The organism is Bordetella muralis (assembly GCF_965139205.1).
GTDB classification, from domain to species: domain Bacteria; phylum Pseudomonadota; class Gammaproteobacteria; order Burkholderiales; family Burkholderiaceae_B; genus Bordetella_A; species Bordetella_A muralis.
On sequence record NZ_CBCSIU010000008.1, the window covers coordinates 1 to 19959 of the forward strand.

General features: G+C 59.2%; 21 protein-coding genes. 11 read left to right on the forward strand and 10 right to left on the reverse strand.

The window, feature by feature from the left end; translation table 11 throughout:
• Nucleotides 1-490: 490 nt before the first annotated feature.
• Nucleotides 491-1087, reverse strand: coding sequence for a thiamine pyrophosphate-dependent enzyme (locus ACNA0I_RS13175; protein WP_415806463.1), 597 nt, complete (start codon nt 1085-1087; stop codon nt 491-493).
• Complete coding sequence (locus tag ACNA0I_RS13180) at nt 1087-1623, reverse strand: phosphonopyruvate decarboxylase (protein ID WP_415806464.1); 537 nt, start codon at nt 1621-1623, stop codon at nt 1087-1089. The genes ACNA0I_RS13175 and ACNA0I_RS13180 overlap by 1 nt, the downstream gene beginning before the upstream one ends.
• Nucleotides 1624-1736: 113 nt before the next feature.
• Here ACNA0I_RS13180 and ACNA0I_RS13185 point away from each other — a divergent pair, with 113 nt between their 5' ends.
• The 3 genes from ACNA0I_RS13185 (at nt 1737) to ACNA0I_RS13195 (ending at nt 3998) form a co-directional block, all read left to right on the forward strand.
• Nucleotides 1737-2666, forward strand: a complete 930-nt coding sequence (locus ACNA0I_RS13185; RefSeq protein WP_415806465.1) for a LysR family transcriptional regulator — start codon at nt 1737-1739, stop codon at nt 2664-2666.
• Nucleotides 2667-2832: 166 nt separating this feature from the next.
• Entirely contained in the window at nt 2833-3735 is a 903-nt protein-coding gene (locus ACNA0I_RS13190; RefSeq protein WP_415806466.1) for a DnaJ C-terminal domain-containing protein, read from the forward strand.
• On the forward strand, nt 3732-3998 hold the full coding sequence (locus tag ACNA0I_RS13195) for a chaperone modulator CbpM (protein ID WP_415806467.1): 267 nt from the start codon (nt 3732-3734) through the stop codon (nt 3996-3998). Before ACNA0I_RS13190 ends, ACNA0I_RS13195 begins: the two co-directional genes overlap by 4 nt.
• Here the strand turns inward: ACNA0I_RS13195 and ACNA0I_RS13200 are convergent.
• Entirely contained in the window at nt 3995-4765 is a 771-nt protein-coding gene (locus ACNA0I_RS13200) for a ChbG/HpnK family deacetylase (RefSeq protein WP_415806468.1), read from the reverse strand. The two genes, ACNA0I_RS13195 and ACNA0I_RS13200, sit on opposite strands and share 4 nt — an antisense overlap.
• 78 nt (nt 4766-4843) lie before the next feature.
• On the opposite strand from ACNA0I_RS13200, the gene ACNA0I_RS13205 reads away from it, so the two are divergent.
• Complete coding sequence (locus ACNA0I_RS13205) at nt 4844-5239, forward strand: GtrA family protein (protein WP_415806469.1); 396 nt, start codon at nt 4844-4846, stop codon at nt 5237-5239.
• Here the strand turns inward: ACNA0I_RS13205 and ACNA0I_RS13210 are convergent.
• From ACNA0I_RS13210 to ACNA0I_RS13225, 4 genes are all read right to left on the reverse strand, one after another.
• Nucleotides 5187-6782 (reverse strand): ArnT family glycosyltransferase, encoded by a 1596-nt coding sequence (locus ACNA0I_RS13210; RefSeq protein WP_415806470.1) that lies wholly within the window; start codon nt 6780-6782, stop codon nt 5187-5189. The genes ACNA0I_RS13205 and ACNA0I_RS13210 overlap by 53 nt on opposite strands.
• The gene (locus tag ACNA0I_RS13215; protein WP_415806471.1) at nt 6779-7837 is read right to left on the reverse strand and encodes a glycosyltransferase family 2 protein; all 1059 of its coding nucleotides are present in this window, start codon (nt 7835-7837) and stop codon (nt 6779-6781) included. Before ACNA0I_RS13215 ends, ACNA0I_RS13210 begins: the two co-directional genes overlap by 4 nt.
• Before the next feature lie 108 nt (nt 7838-7945).
• On the reverse strand, nt 7946-9247 hold the full coding sequence (locus tag ACNA0I_RS13220) for a sensor histidine kinase (RefSeq protein ID WP_415806472.1): 1302 nt from the start codon (nt 9245-9247) through the stop codon (nt 7946-7948).
• Entirely contained in the window at nt 9244-9954 is a 711-nt protein-coding gene (locus ACNA0I_RS13225; protein WP_415806473.1) for a response regulator transcription factor, read from the reverse strand. The genes ACNA0I_RS13220 and ACNA0I_RS13225 overlap by 4 nt, the downstream gene beginning before the upstream one ends.
• A 275-nt stretch (nt 9955-10229) precedes the next feature.
• On the opposite strand from ACNA0I_RS13225, the gene alaS reads away from it, so the two are divergent.
• The 5 genes from alaS to trmD all read left to right on the forward strand — a co-directional run bounded on the left by alaS (nt 10230) and on the right by trmD (nt 15037).
• The gene (gene alaS, locus ACNA0I_RS13230) at nt 10230-12851 is read left to right on the forward strand and encodes an alanine--tRNA ligase (RefSeq protein ID WP_415806474.1); all 2622 of its coding nucleotides are present in this window, start codon (nt 10230-10232) and stop codon (nt 12849-12851) included.
• The gene (locus ACNA0I_RS13235; RefSeq protein WP_415806475.1) at nt 12838-13131 is read left to right on the forward strand and encodes a sulfurtransferase TusA family protein; all 294 of its coding nucleotides are present in this window, start codon (nt 12838-12840) and stop codon (nt 13129-13131) included. The genes alaS and ACNA0I_RS13235 overlap by 14 nt, the downstream gene beginning before the upstream one ends.
• Nucleotides 13132-13338: 207 nt before the next feature.
• Entirely contained in the window at nt 13339-13599 is a 261-nt protein-coding gene (gene rpsP, locus ACNA0I_RS13240; protein WP_094820518.1) for a 30S ribosomal protein S16, read from the forward strand.
• A gap of 44 nt (nt 13600-13643) precedes the next feature.
• Nucleotides 13644-14270 (forward strand): ribosome maturation factor RimM, encoded by a 627-nt coding sequence (gene rimM / locus ACNA0I_RS13245; RefSeq protein ID WP_415806476.1) that lies wholly within the window; start codon nt 13644-13646, stop codon nt 14268-14270.
• A complete protein-coding gene (gene trmD, locus ACNA0I_RS13250) occupies nt 14270-15037 on the forward strand; it encodes a tRNA (guanosine(37)-N1)-methyltransferase TrmD (RefSeq protein ID WP_415806477.1) in 768 nt (255 codons plus the stop codon). Before rimM ends, trmD begins: the two co-directional genes overlap by 1 nt.
• 40 nt (nt 15038-15077) lie before the next feature.
• On the opposite strand, the gene ACNA0I_RS13255 is transcribed toward trmD, so the two are convergent.
• Nucleotides 15078-15959 (reverse strand): LysR family transcriptional regulator, encoded by an 882-nt coding sequence (locus ACNA0I_RS13255; protein WP_415806478.1) that lies wholly within the window; start codon nt 15957-15959, stop codon nt 15078-15080.
• A gap of 91 nt (nt 15960-16050) precedes the next feature.
• Between ACNA0I_RS13255 and ACNA0I_RS13260 the strand changes: the two genes are divergently transcribed.
• Both ACNA0I_RS13260 and ACNA0I_RS13265 read left to right on the forward strand, forming a co-directional pair.
• A complete protein-coding gene (locus ACNA0I_RS13260; RefSeq protein WP_415806479.1) occupies nt 16051-16917 on the forward strand; it encodes a TauD/TfdA dioxygenase family protein in 867 nt (288 codons plus the stop codon).
• Entirely contained in the window at nt 16914-17912 is a 999-nt protein-coding gene (locus tag ACNA0I_RS13265; protein WP_415806480.1) for a Bug family tripartite tricarboxylate transporter substrate binding protein, read from the forward strand. Before ACNA0I_RS13260 ends, ACNA0I_RS13265 begins: the two co-directional genes overlap by 4 nt.
• A gap of 107 nt (nt 17913-18019) precedes the next feature.
• On the opposite strand, the gene ACNA0I_RS13270 is transcribed toward ACNA0I_RS13265, so the two are convergent.
• A complete protein-coding gene (locus tag ACNA0I_RS13270) occupies nt 18020-18919 on the reverse strand; it encodes an SDR family NAD(P)-dependent oxidoreductase (protein WP_415806669.1) in 900 nt (299 codons plus the stop codon).
• A 93-nt stretch (nt 18920-19012) separates the two neighbouring features.
• Nucleotides 19013-19954: a 3,5-dioxohexanoate:acetyl-CoA acetone transferase gene (gene kce / locus ACNA0I_RS13275; RefSeq protein WP_415806481.1), complete on the reverse strand. Its 942-nt coding sequence runs from the start codon at nt 19952-19954 to the stop codon at nt 19013-19015.
• Nucleotides 19955-19959: the final 5 nt, after the last annotated feature.

The following is a 19959-nucleotide window of genomic DNA, read 5'->3' on the forward strand; positions in this document are numbered from 1 at the left end:
GTCCGCNCNTTCGNGNCTNCCTACGNNGTCCGCTCCACTCGGCTTTGAGGCGCCCTCNCGGCCCGATTGCCTCGGCTCGACTCGCAGTNANTCAAGCTCATCACATCGCTGGCACCAGCCTCTTGCTTGGCGTTTTTTTGTAGCACTGTTGGCAAAGAGGAAGATCTTGCAGGGCTGCCATTTTCGGGTGCCCTGCACCCCCGAAAATGGCGATCNGTCCGGGCATGCGGCGGGGTGGCGTGGTGCCAGGTTGGAAGATCTGCTTGGTTAGAGTCGATGCATGCGACGATGATGCATGGAACGTATGATGAGATGTAGAGCGTCATGACGCATAGAACGATGGTACGTAGAACGTCACTATGCGTAGGACATCGGGATACGCAGAGCGTGCGAAGAGGCGTCTCCCATCGTTGGATATCGCGAAATCGTCATTCGAAAGATCCCTTGCTTGTCCACTAGAACTCATCACCTCACCGGCCAGGGACAACAATCAGAACGGTTCTAATCCTAGTGCACCACGAAACCGGTTCTTGATAAATGGCCCATCTCTGGGCGGCAGCATACGCGGAGGCTCATTCGCCTCGATAAACACCTGCGCGAACGTGACCTCGTCGCGGGCTTGAACGCGGCGGATGACCTCATCGCAGCCCTCCAGACTGTCGGTAGAGAACGCGCCTCGGATACCAAAACCCTTGGCGACTGCGACCAGATCCGTACCCAGGCTGGAATGACTGCGCTGCATGCCGGTTTCACCGAAATGGCCGTTGTCCAGTACCACGATGGTGAGATTGCGCGCTTGCTTTGCTGCGATCGTGGCCAGGCTGCCTATGCCCATGAGCTGCTCGCCATCGCCCGTGATGACGACGACTGATTTGTCAGGTTGTGCCAGCGCCAGGCCTAATCCCAAAGGCGCTGCGCCACCCATGGCGCCCCACAGATAATAGTTGCTGTCGCGATCGCCAGCAGCATAGACGTCGTATGAGGCCGAACCCAGGCCCGTTACAACCAATGCATCGGGAACGCCCGCCAGCAGTCGCGCTACGAACTCCCGGCGTTGGACACCGGGTTTTTGTTGAGTCTGATTCATCAGTTGCGCTCCCATTTTTTTCGTCCGATCAGGTTCTGTCCCAATAGCACAGCGACTTTATCGCCTGCGCCAAAGGCGGCGTCGAATCCGGCACTGACAATCTCCTCTGCCTCTTCGGGACGGGAGACGCGCAGTACGTGTATGCCCATCAATTCCAGCGCGGCCTGTGTGGCTCTGCCCATCGGGCCTTGCCAGGGATTGAACTCCGCATATTCGCCACGCATGGTGACCAACGTGAAAAACGGAAAATCGGCCGCCTGCAGCAAGGAAAACATATTGACGCAGTTACCCACGCCGCTGCTTTGCATCAGCAACACCGCGCGCTGGCCGCCCAGCCAGGCGCCGCTGGCCAGCGCAACTCCTTCTTCTTCGGTCGTCAGCACGATGTCCTGGATATCCGGGTCGGCGATGGCGCTGCGTATGACGTGTGAATGGCCGGCATCTGGCACGTAGGCGATCTGCCGTACGCCGCCGTTCTTTAATACATTGAAAACGGCTTCCTGCCAGGAAGGCGTCGTAGTGGATGGTTGGTTCATTGGGGGAGATCCCTAGAGTTGAACGACGTAGAAATCATAAAATGTGATGGATGTGTAAATAAAATAGAAATTTGGCATGATCCAATCAAGATTCCTGATCGAGGCATAGCAAGATGGATTTGAAACAACTGCGCGCTTTCCTGACGGTTGTCGAAACCGGCAACGTGACGCGGGCGGCCGACGTGCTCAATCTGGTGCAGCCCGCCGTTTCGCGTCAGATCCGTTTGCTGGAGGAGGACATCGGCACGCCCTTGTTCGAGCGCGAGCGCCGCGGTATGGTCCTGACCGAGGCAGGCGAGGTACTGGTGGGCTATGCGCGCCGGGCATTGCTGGAGCTGGACCGGGCAAGGGTGGAAATCAACGGCGTGGGGCAGGGCATCAGTGGCCTGGTGACGCTGGGGCTGCTGCCCAGCAGCATCGACATGCTGTCCAGCCCATTGGCATCGGCAGTGGCGGCCGCTTATCCAGGCATACGCGTACGGATCGCCATGGGATACGCGGGGACGCTCCAGCGCTGGCTGGCATCGGGCGAGGTGGATGCTGCCTTGTTATATGGAGTGGAACGGTCGCCCGATATCGAGTCCACGCCACTGATCGAGGAGCCGCTCTGGGTCATCGGGCCGAAGCACAGTGCACTGCGTCCAGACCGTCCAGTTGCGCTGGCGGATCTGGTTGGCCAGAGACTGGTGCTGCCCAGTGCGCCGCATGGCATCCGCACGCTGATGGAGCATGCATGTGCTGTTGCGCACGTTACGCTCGATGTGTCGGTGGAAACCAACGCCTTGAGCGTCCAACGCAGCCTGGTATTGGGCGGGCATGGCTGGACGATTCTGCCGCCTATTGCCGTCGCAGACGACTTGCGCAGAAATCAATTGAGAGGTGCACCCTTGGCCGAGCCGGACATCACGCGCACGATCGTGCTGGGATTGCCGACCAATCGGCCCATTTCCCGCGCTGTTCAATGCACGGTGGACATATTGACCGACGAAGCGCGCAACGCAGTCGTTTCCGGAGCGTGGATAGAGGGGCGGTGGTTAGGGTGACAGGACACCGCCATATTCTTCAGGCCAGGACGCATGTAAACTAATTCCAGGTAACGACGGATGATGTCGTGGCTGCCGGGATGGGTTGGTGTACGGCAGCAGATTGGAACGGCCGACGGCAAGCTTGCATCGTGCCCGTGTCAATGCATAGCGCCTGGAGTGAACCTTGACTAATCCCTACGAAGTTCTCGGAGTAGCATCGACGGCATCACTCTCCGAGATCAAACATGCGTATCGCAGGCTGGCAAAGAAATACCATCCTGACCTGAACCCCGGCGATAAAGCCGCCGAGGAAAAGTTCAAGGCGATTGCGAGCGCCTATGCCTTGCTGGGCGACGATGACAAGCGCAAGCGTTATGACGCCGGCGAAATCGACGAGACGGGACAGGAACGTCCGCAGCATCACTACTACCGCGATTTTGCTTCGTCGGATCAAGCCCATCCCTACGCAGATGCGTCAGGCTTTGCAGACTTTATGCACGATGACGCCTTTGCGGAGATTCTCAGGCGTAGCCAAGAGGCGCAGCGCAATCGCCGTGGACGGGACATGCACTATCGTTTGGAGATTCATTTCGCCGAATCGATTACTGGGGCGAGCAAGCGATTGACCTTGCCTGGCGGCGACGTGCTGGACGTGACGATTCCGCCGGGGCTGCTGAGTGGGCAAGTGCTTCGGTTAAAGGGCAAGGGCGAGCCGGGTGCGGGCAGTGGTGGTCCGGGAGACGCGCTCATCGAGGTCGAGGTGCTGCCTGATGTGCGCTTTACGCGCAAGGGCGATGATATTTCGCTGGAGCTGCCCGTCTCCCTGTCCGAAGCCGTGCTAGGCGGCAGCGTGACGGTGCCTACTGCGACGGGCGATGTCGTGATGACCGTGCCCAAAGGCTCAAATACCGGAACCACGCTGCGCCTGAAGGGCAAGGGCGCTCCCCGTCGTGGTGGTGGATTCGGCGATCAGTTAGTCAAACTGAAAATTGTGCTGCCGAAATCGCCGGATCCGGATCTCGAGAGTTTCGTGTCGAATTGGACTCGGGGCAAGGACTTCAACCCCCGGGAGGAAGGGAAGTCATGAAGATGACCAAACAGGAGTTCCTGGTTTCTTGCGATCTGCCTGCGCCAACGTTGGAGCTGTATATAGAGCAACAATGGATCATCCCAGAGCAGTCCGCCGCAGGCATTACATTTTGCGAAATGGACATCGCACGCGCACATCTGATTCAGGATCTGAGAGTCAATATCGGCGCCAACGATGAGGGCATCGACATCATTCTGCATCTCATCGATCAGGTGCACGGGCTGCGTTATGCGCTGGCACAGGTTCAGAAGAAACCTTAATGCCACAACGGCCGATCAATCTGTACGCCATTCTGGCGCATCCATTGGCCCAGTTCAGGCCGGGCCAGTACGTTGAATTCCGCGGCGCGCTGGCTGCCTAGTTTATCCCCTGCGCCGGCAATCGCGGGATGGCACATCAAGAGATCGCCATCTCGGGCATTGCTTAGCCATTGGTGGAGCAATCCGGCGTAGTGACGCGGGCCGCCGTTCAGGCCGTACACTCCCAGCAAACGGCGGTTGGTACGCCAGCCCTCACGTTGTGCAGCGCGCGCAACGGCGCTGGCGCCCAGGGCTCCGATGACATGGGCTTTAGCGGATTCCTGGATGGGAATGCCTGCTTGCATACCGGGGGCGGTATATCGTAGCCATGGCCGATAACTGCCATACCGGTTTCGCAACAAGTGCAGCAAACGCGGCAGCACATGAGGCAACTGATGTACATGCTGATGCCCATCAACATAAGCGGGGGCGCGTCCCAATACCCGTTCGAAAGCGTCAAACTGGCGAGTCAGCTGTGCGTCTATCAGCTCATCACTCAAATAGCCCGCATAGGCACGGGTAACGAGCGCAGGCAACGGCAGGACTGCCAATTGGTCTCGATGACCAAATGACTCCGTCAGGTTCAGATGCAGGCCAACGTCGACATTCACGTCGCGCAATAGTGGTGCATTGGCAGAAAAGGTGGGCGCCTGTGTGAGGCAGCTGATGGCGCTGAGCCGCCCCAACTGCGCGAGTTGAAACATCCCCGCATCCACGCTCGAATTCATGCCAAAATCATCGCCACAAACGACGACGTGTTTCCAGCATCGCCCGTCATCCGTTCGACCATTCTCATTCAAGCCTTCATGCGAGCTTTGATTAAACAGATTGCCTGGTTTGTCGTCGTGGGCTGTGCCGCCGCCGCTACGCATTGGGCGGTCGCGGTGGCCTGCGTCGAAGGCTTGCATATGTCGCCACTCGCCGCCAATGCGGTGGGCTGGCTGATAGCGTTCGTTGTATCGTTCTCGGGTCATTATCGACTTACCTTTCGCCACGGGTCCTCACACTGGATGACGGCCGCGCGGCGCTTTTTTCTCATTTCTGCTTGCGGATTTCTGCTGAACGAGGCCTCGTATGCCTGGCTGCTGCATGCCACGTCATTGCGTTATGACGTATTACTTGCGTTGATCTTGATCGGGTTGGCCGTGCTTACTTTCCTGGCGAGCCGGCTGTGGGCGTTTCGCCGCAAAGCCGAGCTTTGAAATCTTGATCGATGTCGATTCGCCATACTGCGTAATGGCGGTCGGAAAACTTCGGTGTCAACCCTCGCAAAGCGGGATAATGCTGTGCGTCTTCGGGCTCGCCCCATATCCAGAACCGATTGCCTGGCGTCGCAGTACACAGACGCGACAGAAATGTCTCAGGCGATATCAGCAGACGTGCGGCCGCCTGCGGTGCAAATAGCCCAGCGTCATACAGCTCTTTGCGCCAGTTATCCCGCTGGGAGATCTTCGGGTTGCTCCAGTCGTCGACTACCCAGGCCGGTTGTGTCGCGCCTGTATAGATGCCCAGATCGAATGGATAGGAGTGCAGCGTCACCAAGGTATCGCTCGTCTGCATGTCCGCGGCGATCTGACGGCCTAGCGGTTCTGCGCTACGGCGCGGGTTGGCTACGAACACGCCCACCAGCACGACACATAATAAGAACGAGCCCGCCGCGCACCGGTAGAGCCACAGACGGGCTTGTCCGGTCGTGCTTTGGCTGATCGCGCGTTGTATCACTTCAGCCAGGATGACAGCCAGCGGGGGCAGTGCAGGCACGACGTAGCCAATGAGCTTTGAGCTGGGAATCGAGAAAAAGCCGAGTATCACGACAGTCCAGATCGCCATCAAACTGCGCAGTCCGGCGGGGTCCGGCATCTGCCAAAAATCTTTGCGCAGCATACCGCCACCCCATAGTGACCAAGGCAATATGAGGCCGACAGTGACAGGCAGGTAAAACCAGAACGGTTGCGCGTTATTGAATCCCGATTGCGCAAATCGTTCGAAATGCTGGTACACAAAGAAATAGTGAAAAAAGCCCGGAAATCGCGCCTGCATCATCCAAAACCAGGGGACGGCGACGAGTGCAAACATCAGCAGCGCGGGCGGCCAGAGCAGCACCCGAAAGCCGTGCCACCGCCGGCTCAGGATCAGCCAAAAGAAAATCGTGGCTCCGGGCAGGACCAGGCCGATCAATCCTTTAGCCAGTACAGCCAAACCAGCAAGCGCCGCGGCTGCCAATGACATCAGTCTGTAGGGACGCTGGGCTTGTGCGCGCAGCACACTGTCTGCCGCCGCCAGAACGGCCAACGTAATCAATCCGGCAACCAGCATGTCCGTGTTGGCAAACTGCGCACCACCATAAAAAAATGGGGTGGTGGCCAGGATTACGACAGCAATCGTCGCCGTCGCAGCATCCCGGTAACGCCGCACGAACGCATAAAGGCCCGACAACGCTGCCCAGGCGGCCAACCACGACGGCATGCGTGCTGCCCATTCGTTCAAGCCGAATAGCTTGAAGCCGACTTCCGTCAGCCAGTAGTACAGCGGAGGTTTATGGAAATACGGCATGCCATCCAACAGCGGCACGGCATGTGAGCCGCTGCGCAGCATTTCCCAGGCCACACCCGCGTAGCGGCCTTCATCCGGCAGGGTGAGTACGCGAGCCCATGACAGACCGGCCAGCCAGATCCCCAGGCCCAGGAGCAGCCACGCAGCGGGCGGCACCCAGGGATGGGTGCCAGTATTGTTGCGGGTCCTCATGGTTGCACCCGGGCGGAATTGGCATGGCGGGCGCGCCCACGGCGCTGACGTACGACAAAGAGCGGGCGGCCTTTCACTTCGTCAAAGATGCGAGCCACATACTCCCCGACGACACCCAGGGAAATCAGATTCACGCCGGCGAAGAACAACAGCGCAGTGACGATGGTCGTCCAGCCGGAGATATGGTTGCCGTTGACCAGATAGTCCAGGACCAGGTAACCGCCATAGGCAAACGACAACAGCGCAAAAACGCATCCCAGCAAGCTGACCATGCGCAATGGCCAGGTTGTAAACGCAGTCAGTCCGGTCAAGGCGAGACGGACCAAGCGCCAAGTGTTGTAGCGGCTCGCGCCATTGGCGCGTACGTCGGGCGTATAGGGCAGGGGTTCGCTACGGAATCCGACCCAGGCATACAACCCCTTCATAAAGCGGGTGCGTTCCGGCAAGGCCATCAGCGCCTCGATGACGCGCCGGTCCATCAACCGAAAATCGCCGGCGTGGGCGGGCACTTGTACGCCATGGGTGCCGCTGAGCAGGCGATAAAACCATTGGCTGCCTGTACGTTTGACCCACGATTCGTCGTCGCGATGTTCACGTACGGCATAGACCATGTCTGCGCCCGAGCGCCAGCGTTCGAGCATGGGACCGATCAGCGCAGTGGGGTGCTGTAGATCCGCATCCAGGCAAATGACGACGTCGCCGTCGGCCGCCTCGAATCCCGCAGACAAGGCCGCCTCTTTGCCGAAATTGCGCGACAGCTGCAGGTATCGCATACCGTCATGCGCCGTCCATTCGGTCATCAGGTCCTCGGTGCCGTCGGTGCTGCCATCGTCTATGACAATGATTTCCCACTGCGTCGACAGCGACTTCAGCTCCTGGCGCAATGCCGGCAGCAACAGGTGCAGGTTGTCGCACTCATTCAGGCAGGGGACGACGCAGCTGATGCGTGCGTCGTCAAATTTGTCGGCTCTGGACGAGGTGGTGATCAAGGGCGTCGCGATGGACGGCGTGGGCAAGACATGGGCTTGCGCGTTTAAACGAAATTCGAGGGCCATACAGGGGTACCCTGGCAGTGCAAGAGCGCCCAGTATGCGTGGCAGCTCGTCGAATTTTCGTTAAATGGGGTATGGAAAAACGTAAATGGGACAGTGGGATAGCGATGTTCAGTCAAATCTCAGCGTGAAACAGGTGCCCGACTGCGGGCCGCCGCGCTGCGATCTGACATCCAGTTCCCAGCCCTGCATGTCACACACTCGTTTAGCAATAGCCAGTCCCAATCCATGCCGCAGGCCACCATGATCCGCAGCCGGTGCAGACGCGTCCGCCAGCCGCCCGCTGTAATAGCGTTCGAATAAGAAAGGCAGCTCCGAGGTCTCGATTCCCCTTCCTGTGTCGCGCAACTCGATAGCACCATCGACCGTCAGCAACGCCGTCAGTGTGGCCGGCGCCGCGTGGTCTATGGCGTTGCGGACCAGATTGCGCAACACGGTCAGCAGGGCGTACCTATCGAGCATGCGCACCGTTTCGGGTGGGATGTGATTGCGAAACACGAGATCGCAAGCCTCTGCGATCGCTTCGAGTCCACGCCATGCGTCGTCCATGCAGCCATTCAGATCCACGGGTTCGGCTGGGCGAGGCTGGTCGCGGGCCATGGAATGTGCGCTCTCCAATGACGCGGCAATATGATCCACGTTGGCCACAATGCGCGTCAGGCGCTCCTTTGGGTCGGAGGACAGCGCCGTGTTGAGCAGCATGATTTCGCTATCGGAGCGAATCGCGGCCAGCGGCGTGCGGACTTCGTGGCTGAGGTTGGCCGCAAACTCGCGTTCGCGCGCGATCGAATGATCGACCTGGTTCTGAACACGATTGAACGCTTCAATAAGGCGGCCTGCTTCGTCATCGCGAGTGATGGCGATGTCTGGCGATCCGGGCGCCCAGTCTGATAAACGCGTCGTCAAGTCCAGCAGCGGGCCCACGGCCACGCCGGCAATCCGACGCGACAGCGCATAGGCGGCAATGATGCACAGCACGCCTACGCCCAGCACGATCAAGCCGAACTCACGCACGCGGGCTTCGTGCGCGGTAGCGTCATACAGCACATACAGCCGTCCGCGCGCGGTGTCTTCAACCATGACGTGCCAGGTTTCACCGTCGGGCTCCAACTCATGTAAGCCGGGGAGCAGGTCGCGCAGTGGTGCCGGCATGCCCTGGGGAATGTCATTATGGATCAGCCAAGCGCGAATCGAGCCTGTGAGTTCAGACGACTCTTGCGGCACCGCATAATTCGCATCGGATTCCAGGTGCTGGACGATGCGGTTGCCCTCAGAGGTCAGGATCTGTTCGACCAACCCGTCTTCCATCTGATCGAAGGCCAGGTAGGCCAGCAGTGCCAGGACGGCGACAAAAATAGAAACCACGCCCGTCAGCGCCCAGATGACACGCTGGGTGAGGGTGCCGCTTTTCATGCGCCTGCTCCGGGCTCGACCATCCGCCATCCCACGCCATGTATCGTTTCGATGCCATCAAAACCAGCGTCGGAAAGCGCTCGTCTGAGCAAATGCACCTGGCTGCGCAAGGCGTCGCTTGAGGGCGGGACATCGTTCCAGAGAATCGCCTCGAGTTCCTCTCTCGACACCACCTGGCCAGGGGTGCGTATCAGGGTTTCGACAATGAGGACTGATTTCGGTGTGAGGTGCAAGGCTTGGCCGGAAACCGATACCTCTCTGGTGCGTCCATCGAATTGCAGCGGACCGCACGTTTGTACGGCGTCGACGACTTTTCCCTTGGCACGGTGTATCAGCGCCAGCAGCCGAGCCTTGACTTCGGCCAATGCAAAAGGTTTGGTCAGGTAATCATCCGCGCCATGGCCAAAACCGGTCAGCTTGTCCTCCAGCGTATCGCGAGCCGTCAGCATCAACACGGGAATCGCCTTGCGCCATTCGCTGCGCAGCGTGTGCAGAACCTGGTAGCCGTCCTTGCCGGGCAGGCCGATATCGAGCACGACGGCGTCAAAATGCTGGCTCTGGAGCATACGCAATGCGGTCGTGCCATCATAGGCGACGTCCGGGGTAAAGCCGCTGAGCTCGAGGAATTGATACAGGTTTCCCGCGATGGTCAGATCGTCTTCGACGATCAGTACTTGGTAGTGCACATTGGCCGAAACGGTTTTCATGTGAGCTGATGCTGGCAGTGACGTGCGCGGTTAAAGGCAGGCGCTCCATGCGCCAAGGGCGTTGGTGACGGTTTGAGGATTATTGAGCATGAAGGGCCCGCCGTCGAATTTTCGTTGAATTTACCGAGGGAAGATCTCGCCGACATAGGGGGCCTGGGCACCGGCGGCGTGTCGGGACCCGCCGGTGCGTCTTGCGGCAGTCCGGGGGCCTCGGTGGCGTTGGGCAGACTAGCCTCTATAATTAAAGATTCGCCTTATTTCCGGTTCGTGCACGCATGAAATCCTCAGAGATTCGCCAGAAGTTCCTGCAATTTTTCCAGTCCAAGGGGCACACGATCGTGCCTTCGGCGTCGCTCGTGCCGGGCAATGACCCCACGCTGCTCTTTACCAATTCCGGGATGGTGCAGTTCAAGGACGTCTTTACCGGCAAGGAAAACCGTTCCTATTCGCGCGCGACCTCCTCGCAGCGCAGCGTGCGTGCCGGCGGCAAGCACAACGACCTGGAAAACGTCGGCTACACCGCCCGGCACCATACGTTCTTTGAAATGCTGGGCAATTTCAGCTTTGGCGACTATTTCAAGCGCGATGCCATCCAGTACGCCTGGGAATTGCTGACCACGGTATACAAGCTGCCGGCCGAAAAGCTCTGGGTCACCGTCTACCAAGAGGACGACGAGGCCTACGACATCTGGGCCAAAGAAATCGGCGTGCCGACCGAGCGCATTATCCGCATTGGTGACAACAAGGGTGCCCGCTACGCGTCGGACAACTTCTGGCAAATGGCCGATACCGGTCCGTGTGGACCGTGTTCCGAGATTTTCTACGACCACGGCCCCGAGATCTGGGGCGGCCCCCCGGGCTCGCCCGAAGAAGACGGTGACCGTTACATCGAGATCTGGAATCTCGTGTTCATGCAGTTCGAGCGCGACGTGGCCGGCAACATGAATCCGCTGCCCAAGCCGTGTGTCGATACGGGGATGGGCCTGGAGCGCATCGCCGCGGTGTTGCAGCATGTCCATTCCAACTACGAAATCGATTTATTCCGCCATCTGATCCAGGCGGCGGCGCGTGAGACCGGGGTGAGCGATCTCGCAGAGAACTCGCTCAAGGTGATCGCCGATCACATCCGTGCATGTGCTTTCTTGATCGTCGATGGCGTCATTCCCAGCAACGAGGGCCGTGGCTATGTGCTGCGCCGTATCGTGCGCCGCGCCTTGCGTCACGGTTACAAATTGGGTCAGACCAAGCCGTTCTTCTACAAATTGGTGCCGGATCTGGTTGCCGAGATGGGCGAAGCCTATCCCGAACTGGCTCAGGCCGCCGACCGCGTGGCACAGGTGCTCAAACAAGAAGAAGAGCGCTTTGGCGAAACTCTCGAACACGGCATGAAGATCCTGGACGGCGCCTTGGCGGGCGTGCCCGCTGGCGGGCAACTGGACGGCATGACGCTGTTCACGTTGTACGACACGTATGGCTTCCCGGTGGATTTGACGGCCGACATTTGCCGCGAACGCAATGTCGATGTCGATATGGCCGGTTTCGAGGCGGCGATGACGCGTCAGCGCGACCAGGCTCGCGCCGCCGGCAAGTTCAAAATGGCCGAGGGTCTGAGCTACGAGGGTGCAGAGACGCGCTTCGAGGGCTACGAAAAGCTTGAGCTGGATGACGTGAAGGTCACGGCGCTCTATGTGGACGGTACTCAGGTCGATCGCGTCCAGGCCGGCCAAAAGGCCGTCGTGGTGCTGGACGCCACGCCGTTTTACGCCGAGTCGGGCGGCCAGGTCGGTGATACCGGTCTGCTCGAAGGCGGTGGCGCCCGTTTTGCCGTGGCGGATACGCTCAAGATCCAGGCCGGTGTCTTTGGGCATCATGGCGAACTGGAGTCCGGCGCTTTGGCCGTTGGCGATACGCTCCTGGCTCGTGTGGATGCCGTGCGCCGCGCCCGTACCGTGCGCAACCACTCGGCGACGCACTTGATGCACAAGGCGCTGCGCCAGGTGCTCGGCGGGCATGTGCAACAGCGCGGCTCGCTGGTCGACCCGGACAAAACCCGTTTTGACTTTGCGCATGACGCGCCGATGTCCACCGAGCAAATTGCTCAGGTCGAGGCCATCGTCAACGCTGAGGTATTGGCCAACCAGCCGACGCAGGCTCAGGTGATGGCCTATGACGATGCCGTCAAGGGGGGCGCCATGGCGCTTTTCGGCGAAAAATATGGCGATACGGTACGCGTGCTGGATATAGGTTTTTCGCGCGAATTGTGTGGCGGTACGCACGTGAGCCGCACGGGCGATATCGGTTTGTTCAAGATCGTCGCCGAGGGCGGCGTCGCGGCTGGTGTGCGCCGGGTCGAGGCAATTACTGGCGACAACGCGTTGGTGTGGGTGCAGAACCAGCAGGCCCTGCTGCTGCGTGCGGCGGGCGTGTTGCGCAGCACGCCGGCTGATCTCCCCGAGCGTATCGCTCAGGTGCAGGATCAGGTCCGCGCGCTGGAAAAGGACCTCGAGCAGGCGCGCGGCAAACTGGCCGCCAGCGCGGGCAACGATCTGGCTGCCAAGGCCGTCGACATCAAGGGGGCCAAAGTGTTGGCCGCTAATGTCGGTGATGTGGACCCGAAAGCCTTGCGCGGGATGGTCGACAACCTCAAGGATCGTCTGAAATCTGCCATTGTGTTGCTGGCCAGCGCTGGCGCCGATGGGAAAATCAGTGTGGTGGGCGGTGTGACCGCGGATTTGACGGGCCGCGTCAAGGCCGGCGAACTGGTGGGCTTTGTGGCCAGCCAGGTTGGCGGCAAGGGCGGTGGCCGTCCTGATATGGCGATGGGTGGCGGGACCGATGCTCAGGCATTGCCGGCCGCGATCGCCAGTGTGGCAGGGTGGATCGATGAGCGCCTCTGAATTGCCGAATGCCGCTGGAGCGGCGGGGGCTCCCGCATCGCCGGAGAACCTGCCTGAGTTCCAGAGCGAGGTCGATGCCAGCGGGCTGACATGCCCGCTGCCCATCCTGCGCGCCAAGAAGGCCCTGGCGCAAATGGAGAGCGGGCAGGTGCTGCGCGTCACCACCACTGATCCAAAGGCCGTGCGCGATTTTCAGGCGTTTGCCAAACAAAGCGGCAATGGCTTGGTGGCTCAGCACGAGGCTCAGGGCTCGGTGTTGCATTTTTTACGACGCCGTTAGGCTGTCGCAGTGTCGGCTCGTGGATGGGTCATGAGCCGGATTTATACTGATTTCGCTGTCTGGCAGTAAAACGGTGATGACAGGTTTGTTTGTCTTTGACGAGCGGCTTTTCACACTATCGTTGCTGTGGCCAAGGTAAGGCTTGCTATGGCTTTCGAATTAATGCTAGAATCTTCCGTTTTTCACAACTAATTCAAGGGATTACCTATGGTGGTGATTCGCATGGCCCGCGGCGGCTCCAAGAAGCGTCCGTTCTACAACCTGGTAGCTACCGATTCGCGCAATCGTCGCGATGGCCGTTTCATTGAGCGCGTGGGTTTCTACAACCCCGTCGCCAGCGAAGGCTCGGAGCAACTGCGCATTGCGCTGGATCGCGTCCAATACTGGACCAACAGCGGTGCACAACTGTCGCCCGCCGTTGAGCGTCTGGTCAAAGACTACTCGGCCAAGGTTTCCGCTGCCGCCTAAGGGCTGGCAGGAAACCCTGTGCGTCGTTTTCGGCTGTAGTCCTGATGCCGTCTGATGCCATTACCCGCAACGTAGCGCCCGACGACTTAGTCGAGTTGGGCCGCATTACCGGGGCGTATGGTGTCAAGGGTTGGGTCAAGGTACAGCCGCATTCCGCACAGGCTGATGGTTTACGCCGGGCAAAGACCTGGTGGCTGACTCGCCTCGCCCCTGAAACGGCGCGAGGCGTTGTCACGTCTGTACCGGCCGCCCATCGAGTGCTGCAGGCCAGGCCCCAGGGCACGGCCGTGGTAGCGCAGCTCGATGGTGTTGCTGATCGTGATCAGGCCGAGGCCATGCGTGGCTACACCGTGCAGGTGCCGCGCAGTGAGTTTCCGGCGACTGCCGACGACGAGTATTACTGGGTCGATTTGATCGGTTGCGCATTCTATTCGGATGCGGAGGGCGAGCCTGCTCGCGTCGGTATCGTCGAGGATGTCATGGATAACGGCGCCCACGCGATCTTGCGTGTGGTGTTGCAACGTGCGCCCGCGCCTGGCGCAGAGCCTGAGCCCAGGCTCGATCCCAAGGGACGCCCGATGGAAATGCTGGTGCCTTTTGTCGCTGCGCATATCCTGGCGGTGGATCTTTCCGCGCGTCGTATCGACAGCAACTGGCCCACGGAAATCTGATGCGCTTTGACGTCGTCACGCTATTTCCGGATATGTTCGGAACCGTGCGCGACTTGGGCGTTACCGGCAGAGCACACGCGCAGGGGCTTTGGTCGCTGCGTGCCTGGAATCCTCGCGACTATACCCACGATGTGCATCGCACGGTCGATGATCGCCCTTATGGGGGTGGTCCGGGCATGGTGATGATGGCGGCCCCATTAGAGGCCGCTGTTGCTGCTGCGCAGTCGGATCGTGCAGCGCAGGGTTTTGGCGTCGCGCCGGTGGTGCTGTTGTCGCCGACGGGCCGTCGCTATGATCAGCAGGGCGCTCAGTCGCTCGCGGGCGGCGAGGGCGTTATTCTGATTTGCGGCCGGTACGAGGGTATTGATCAGCGGTTTATTGATCGCTGTGTGACGGATGAAATCTCGCTTGGCGATTTTGTATTGTCGGGCGGGGAAATTGCCGCGCTCGCGGTGATTGACGCTGCCGTGCGACTGGTGCCGGGCGTGCTGAATGATGGTGATTCCGCGCTTCAAGACTCTTTCAATGACACGTTGTCAGGGTTGCTTGATAGTCCGCATTACACGCGACCAGAGGTGTATGACGGCGAGAGCGTGCCGCCTGAATTATTGAGCGGCCATCATGCCAATATCGCGCGTTGGCGGCGGGAGCAATCCCTGAGCTTGACTGCACAGCGTCGCCCTGATTTGCTTGAACGGGCACGGGCTAATGGGTGGTTGACTCGCGCCGATGAAAAGTTTCTTGCGGCGTTGGCGGCTGCGGGGTAGGGGTCTCTGCTGCAAAGCACTAAAGCCTTGCCTTTCACGCCTACTCCCTTAATGCCTGAACGATCTGATCCGCACATGCTTGGGCTGCCGGACTGAGTCTCTTGCCGTTCACGGTGACAATGCAGATCTGCCGCGTGAGGATGCCTGGACGTATAGGCAAGACCTGGTAATCAACGTTCTCTTCCTTGGGTACGCATATCGTGGGCAAGATCGCGGCGCCGAGCCCCGCCTCTACCATGCTGATGACAGTTTGGTGATGGGTGAGTTCGATCTTGGGTCGATACCGCAGGCCCGCATTTCTAAAGACAAGTTCTACAGTGGCCCGCACCGCGGTGTCATGGGATAGCGCGAGCTGATCGATCTGGTTCAACGCCTTCAGCGTGATGTATTTCCGGTTGGTAGCCATGGTACGAGGCAGGATGGCGACGAATGGGTCATTGACGATGGCCTTGTGATCCAGATCGTATGAGTCCTCGTGCTGGGGGGCAACGGCGAAATCGGTGACACGCTCGCTCAGGTCCCTGTGAATCTGATTGATTGGACCTTCGTGCAGTTCCAGGGTGATATTCGGATATTTGTTTTTGAATTCACCTAGCACCGCAGGCAATTTCAAGCTGGAAATCGACGGGACTGTGCCAATCGATACGTGGCCACCACGCAGTTCCGATCTGTCTCCGAGTTCTCGTGAGACTTCCATCAACTCGCGAACCACCGTCTGACAGCGCGTATAAAACAGCTGCCCCTCGGTCGTCATGGAGACCTGGCGCGTCGTGCGATCAAAAAGCGGCACTCCCAGCTCGGTTTCGAGCTGCTGTATATGGGTGCTGATAGCGGCAGGCGAGCGATGCAGTTTGGTGCCCGCAGCGCTAAAGCTGCGCAGCTCCGCCACCGCAATAAAGCTCTCGATACGACGCAGATTCATAATTTTTAGAAAATCTGAATAATCTTTCTAATATTACCGATTATCAAAATCATCGGCGAGTGATTCAATGGCCCGCAAAAGGAGACAAAACATGGCCATTGAATGTAGACCCCTGTCATTCGCCTTGGGCGCCGAAATCCTGGGGCTGGATTTACATTTTCCGATTTCGGATAGCGATTGGGAAAGCGTGCATCAGGCTTTTCTGCAATATGGTGTGCTCTTGATTCGAGGTCAGTCTATTTCTCGCGAGCAGCACATCGCGTTCAGCCGCAGGTTCGGAGACCTGGATGAACACAAGTCCTTGCCTATGGACCGAAATGCCACGTTTCCAGAGCTGCTGATGGTGACAAACGACCAAAAGCCGGATGGCAGCCCCTCGAACTCCAGATACACAGGGCAGATGTGGCATTCCGACATGTCGTTCACTTTGGCCCCGGCGCTAGGGTCGCTTTTGCGTGCAGTCGAGGTTCCACCTGTCGGAGGGGATACGCTGTTTGCGAACATGTATGTCGCTTATGACGCACTATCAGAGCGGATGAAGCAGATGATCGAAGGGCTGAACGGCATTCATCATTCCGAGCGGAAAAATTCGGGGCTATCGACCTCTTGGGAAAAGGAAAATCAGCGTTTAAACCCGCCGGTCGCGCAGCCCGTCGTGCGCGTGCATCCCGAAACGGGCCGCAAGGCGTTGTACATTGGCGAAAAGGTCAAGTGCTTCGAGGGCATGACGCCAGAAGAAAGCAAACCATTGATCGACTTCTTGGTGGGCCACGCTACGCGACCGCATTTTGTGTACCGCCATAGCTGGCAGCCAAAGGACCTGTTGATCTGGGACAACCGTTGCACAGCACATCTGGCATTGGGCGACTATGACCCCCGATACCGGCGGCACTTGGAGCGAACCACTGTGCTGGGTACGCCTTCCGGCCATATTGCGGAAATCGGGGCGGCAGCATGAGATCCCCCTCCTGTACTCGACGAGCCCTGCTGCGTGCGTTAATTGCCGCCGGCATGATGGGGCAATCTATCGCATTGGCTTCCGGGCAAGGCAGCTTTCCGAACAAGCCTGTTCGCTTGATTGTGCCATTTGCGCCGGGAGGCTCCACGGACGTTTTGACGCGATTGATCGGTGCGCAGATGTCGACGCGATTAAAGGAACCCGTCACGGTGGAAAACCGGACGGGGGCGAGCGGCAATATTGCCGCCGACTATGTAGCGAAAGCGCCTCCCGACGGCTATACCTTGGTGATGGGCTCCATTGGTACGCATGCGACCAACTCGCTCATCTACCGCAACATGCCATACGACCCGGTAAATGATTTTGCTCCCATCGCGTTGGCGGGCGAAGTCACGCTCGTGCTGGTGGTCCATCCCGACCTGCAGGTGCAAAGCGTCAGCGAGTTGGTGCAATTACTGAAAAATCGTCCGGGCTCTATCAGCTATGCATCCGGAGGCGTAGGCGCCTCTCAGCATCTTGCCGCCGAGTTGTTCAAATATTCGACGCATACATCGATGCTGCACGTGCCTTATAAAGGCAGCGCGGGTGCGCTGGTGGACTTGGTCAGCGGGAGAGTGCCTGTGATGTTCGCGGACTTGCCGCTGGTATTGCCGCACATAGAAAACGGTGCCTTGCGCGCGCTGGCCGTTTGCGATCCCGTTCGCAATGCTGTGATTCCTCGGGTGCAAACCATGCAGGAAGCCGGTGTTGCTGATTACGTAGCGACGGCATGGTATGCGTTGTTCGCTCCAGCCCAAACACCGGCAGATCACCTGCAAATATTGCAGCGCAATGTGGCTGATATCTTGCAGGCCCCTGAAGTGATCAAGGCCATCCAGGATATTGGCGCCAAGCCTGGAGATGCTGTGGGCGAAAAGCTGCGCGCGTTTCAGTTAAAAGAGATTGCGCGTTGGAAAACGGTAGTCAAGGTCGCAGGGATCAGTATGGACAACTGATTCGCCTCACAGGTAATGGCCGCAAACAGGCGAGTGCCCGCACGGACCGCATGGTGCCGTCGAGTGGTAACCCTGCACTACACGCCGCGCGCTCGACGAAGCGGAGCTCAGGGCAGCCGCATGTCAAAACCAGCTTTAGCCAGTTCGAATTGGCATTGCTCAAACCCTGTGCTGGGTACCAGTTCGCCCGTGCGATCACGGATTTGGTCCATCTGGGCATGGATCAAGCCCGCCGCATCGTCGGCCGCATCGGTGAATATGCCCTGCGTCATCGTGATATTCGCGCTTTCGACGGCGCCGCCACCGGCTAACAGGATGCAGCGGGTGGGGGCATCGTCTCTCACCAATGCGGTCAGGGCGGGACTTACGGCCTCAGGGGCGAGGCGCGATAACGACTCGGGGGTCAGGATGCCCGCGGTCATGGCTGTGGCCGCGGTGGGGGCCAGGCAATTTACGCGTATGTCGTGCTTGGCGCCTTCGAGTGCCAGTGTCTGCATCAAGCCCACGAGCGCCATTTTTGCGGCACTGTAGTTGGCCTGGCCGAAATTGCCATAGAGGCCCGATGATGACGTAGTCATCACGATGCGTCCGTAGCGCTGCTCGCGCATGGTGTCCCACACCGCTTTGATGCAATGCACGCTGCCCATCAGATGCACATCTAGCACCAGACGGAAATCGTCGATCGACATCTTGGAAAAGCTCTTGTCTCGCAGAATGCCGGCGTTGTTGACCAGGATGTCGATGCGTTGCCATTGATCCACCACGCGGGCTGCCATGTCCTGCATGGCGGAAAAATCGGTCACGTCGCCGGCGATAGCGATGGCGGTTCCGCCTTCACTGACGATTTCGTCGACGACTAAACTGGCAGGCGATCCGGGGTGCGATCCGGCCACATCGTTGACGACGACGCGTGCGCCCTGGCGGGCGAGTTCCAATGCATGTGCCCGGCCCAGGCCACTGCCGGCTCCGGTGACGATGGCTACACGATCCAGCAGGTACTTTTTCATCATTTAACTCGAGAGACCTCGGCATTTACGCTGAGGGATAAAGGTGGGCAGCAAGGCTGCAGCATGGGTTGGTGTACAGAGTCCGGACAGGAATCAAAAAGCGACGGCGTCCCGGCCTTTCAGTCCCAGCATGGTGCGCGCCTCGTCCGGTGTGGCGACGTCGAGCGAAAGCTCATTGAGAATACGCCTGATTTTGCGCACTTGTTCGGCACATGAGGTGGCGAGCTGGCCTTTAGCCACGTAGAGGCTGTCTTCCAATCCCACGCGCACGTTGCCGCCCAGGATCGCGCCCATTGTGACCAGAGGCATTTGGTGTCGGCCTGCGCCTAGCACCGAGAAACGATAACCGTCGCGGCCAAACAGGCGGTCTGCGGTGGTTCTCAGGGTGACCAGGTTTTCCGGGTCAGGCCCCATGCCGCCCAGGATGCCGAATACGCCTTGGATGAATAAGGGTCCTTGTATCAAGCCTTCATCGACGAAATGCGCGAGGTTGTACAGATGACCCAAGTCATAACACTCGAACTCGAAGCGCGTGCCACACTCATCGCCCAACACTTTGAGGATGTGCCGGATATCGCGAAAGGTATTTCGAAAGATCAGGTCTTCCATGCCTTCGACATAAGGCTTTTCCCAGTCGTATTGCCATTGCGTAATACGCCGTGCAGCAGGATGGATCGAGAAATTCATGGAGCCCATATTCAGCGAGCACATCTCCGGCTTGGCGCGCAGCGGGTACGCCAGCCGTTCTTCCAGTGTCATGCGAGTGCTGCCGCCGGTGGTGATGTTGATCACGGCGTCGGTAGCGTCGCGTATGTGCGGAACAAACGCGTCGAATATGGCGGGGTCCGCCGTGGGACGGCCATCGACGGGATCGCGTGCATGCAGATGCAGGATGGCCGCACCCGCAGCCGCGGCCTCGATGGCCTGTTCGGCAATTTGCTCAGGCGTCAGTGGCAAGTGCGCCGACATGGTCGGCGTGTGGACCGATCCCGTGACTGCGCATGAAATGATGACTTTGTTCTGGCTGTTTTTCATTTTTT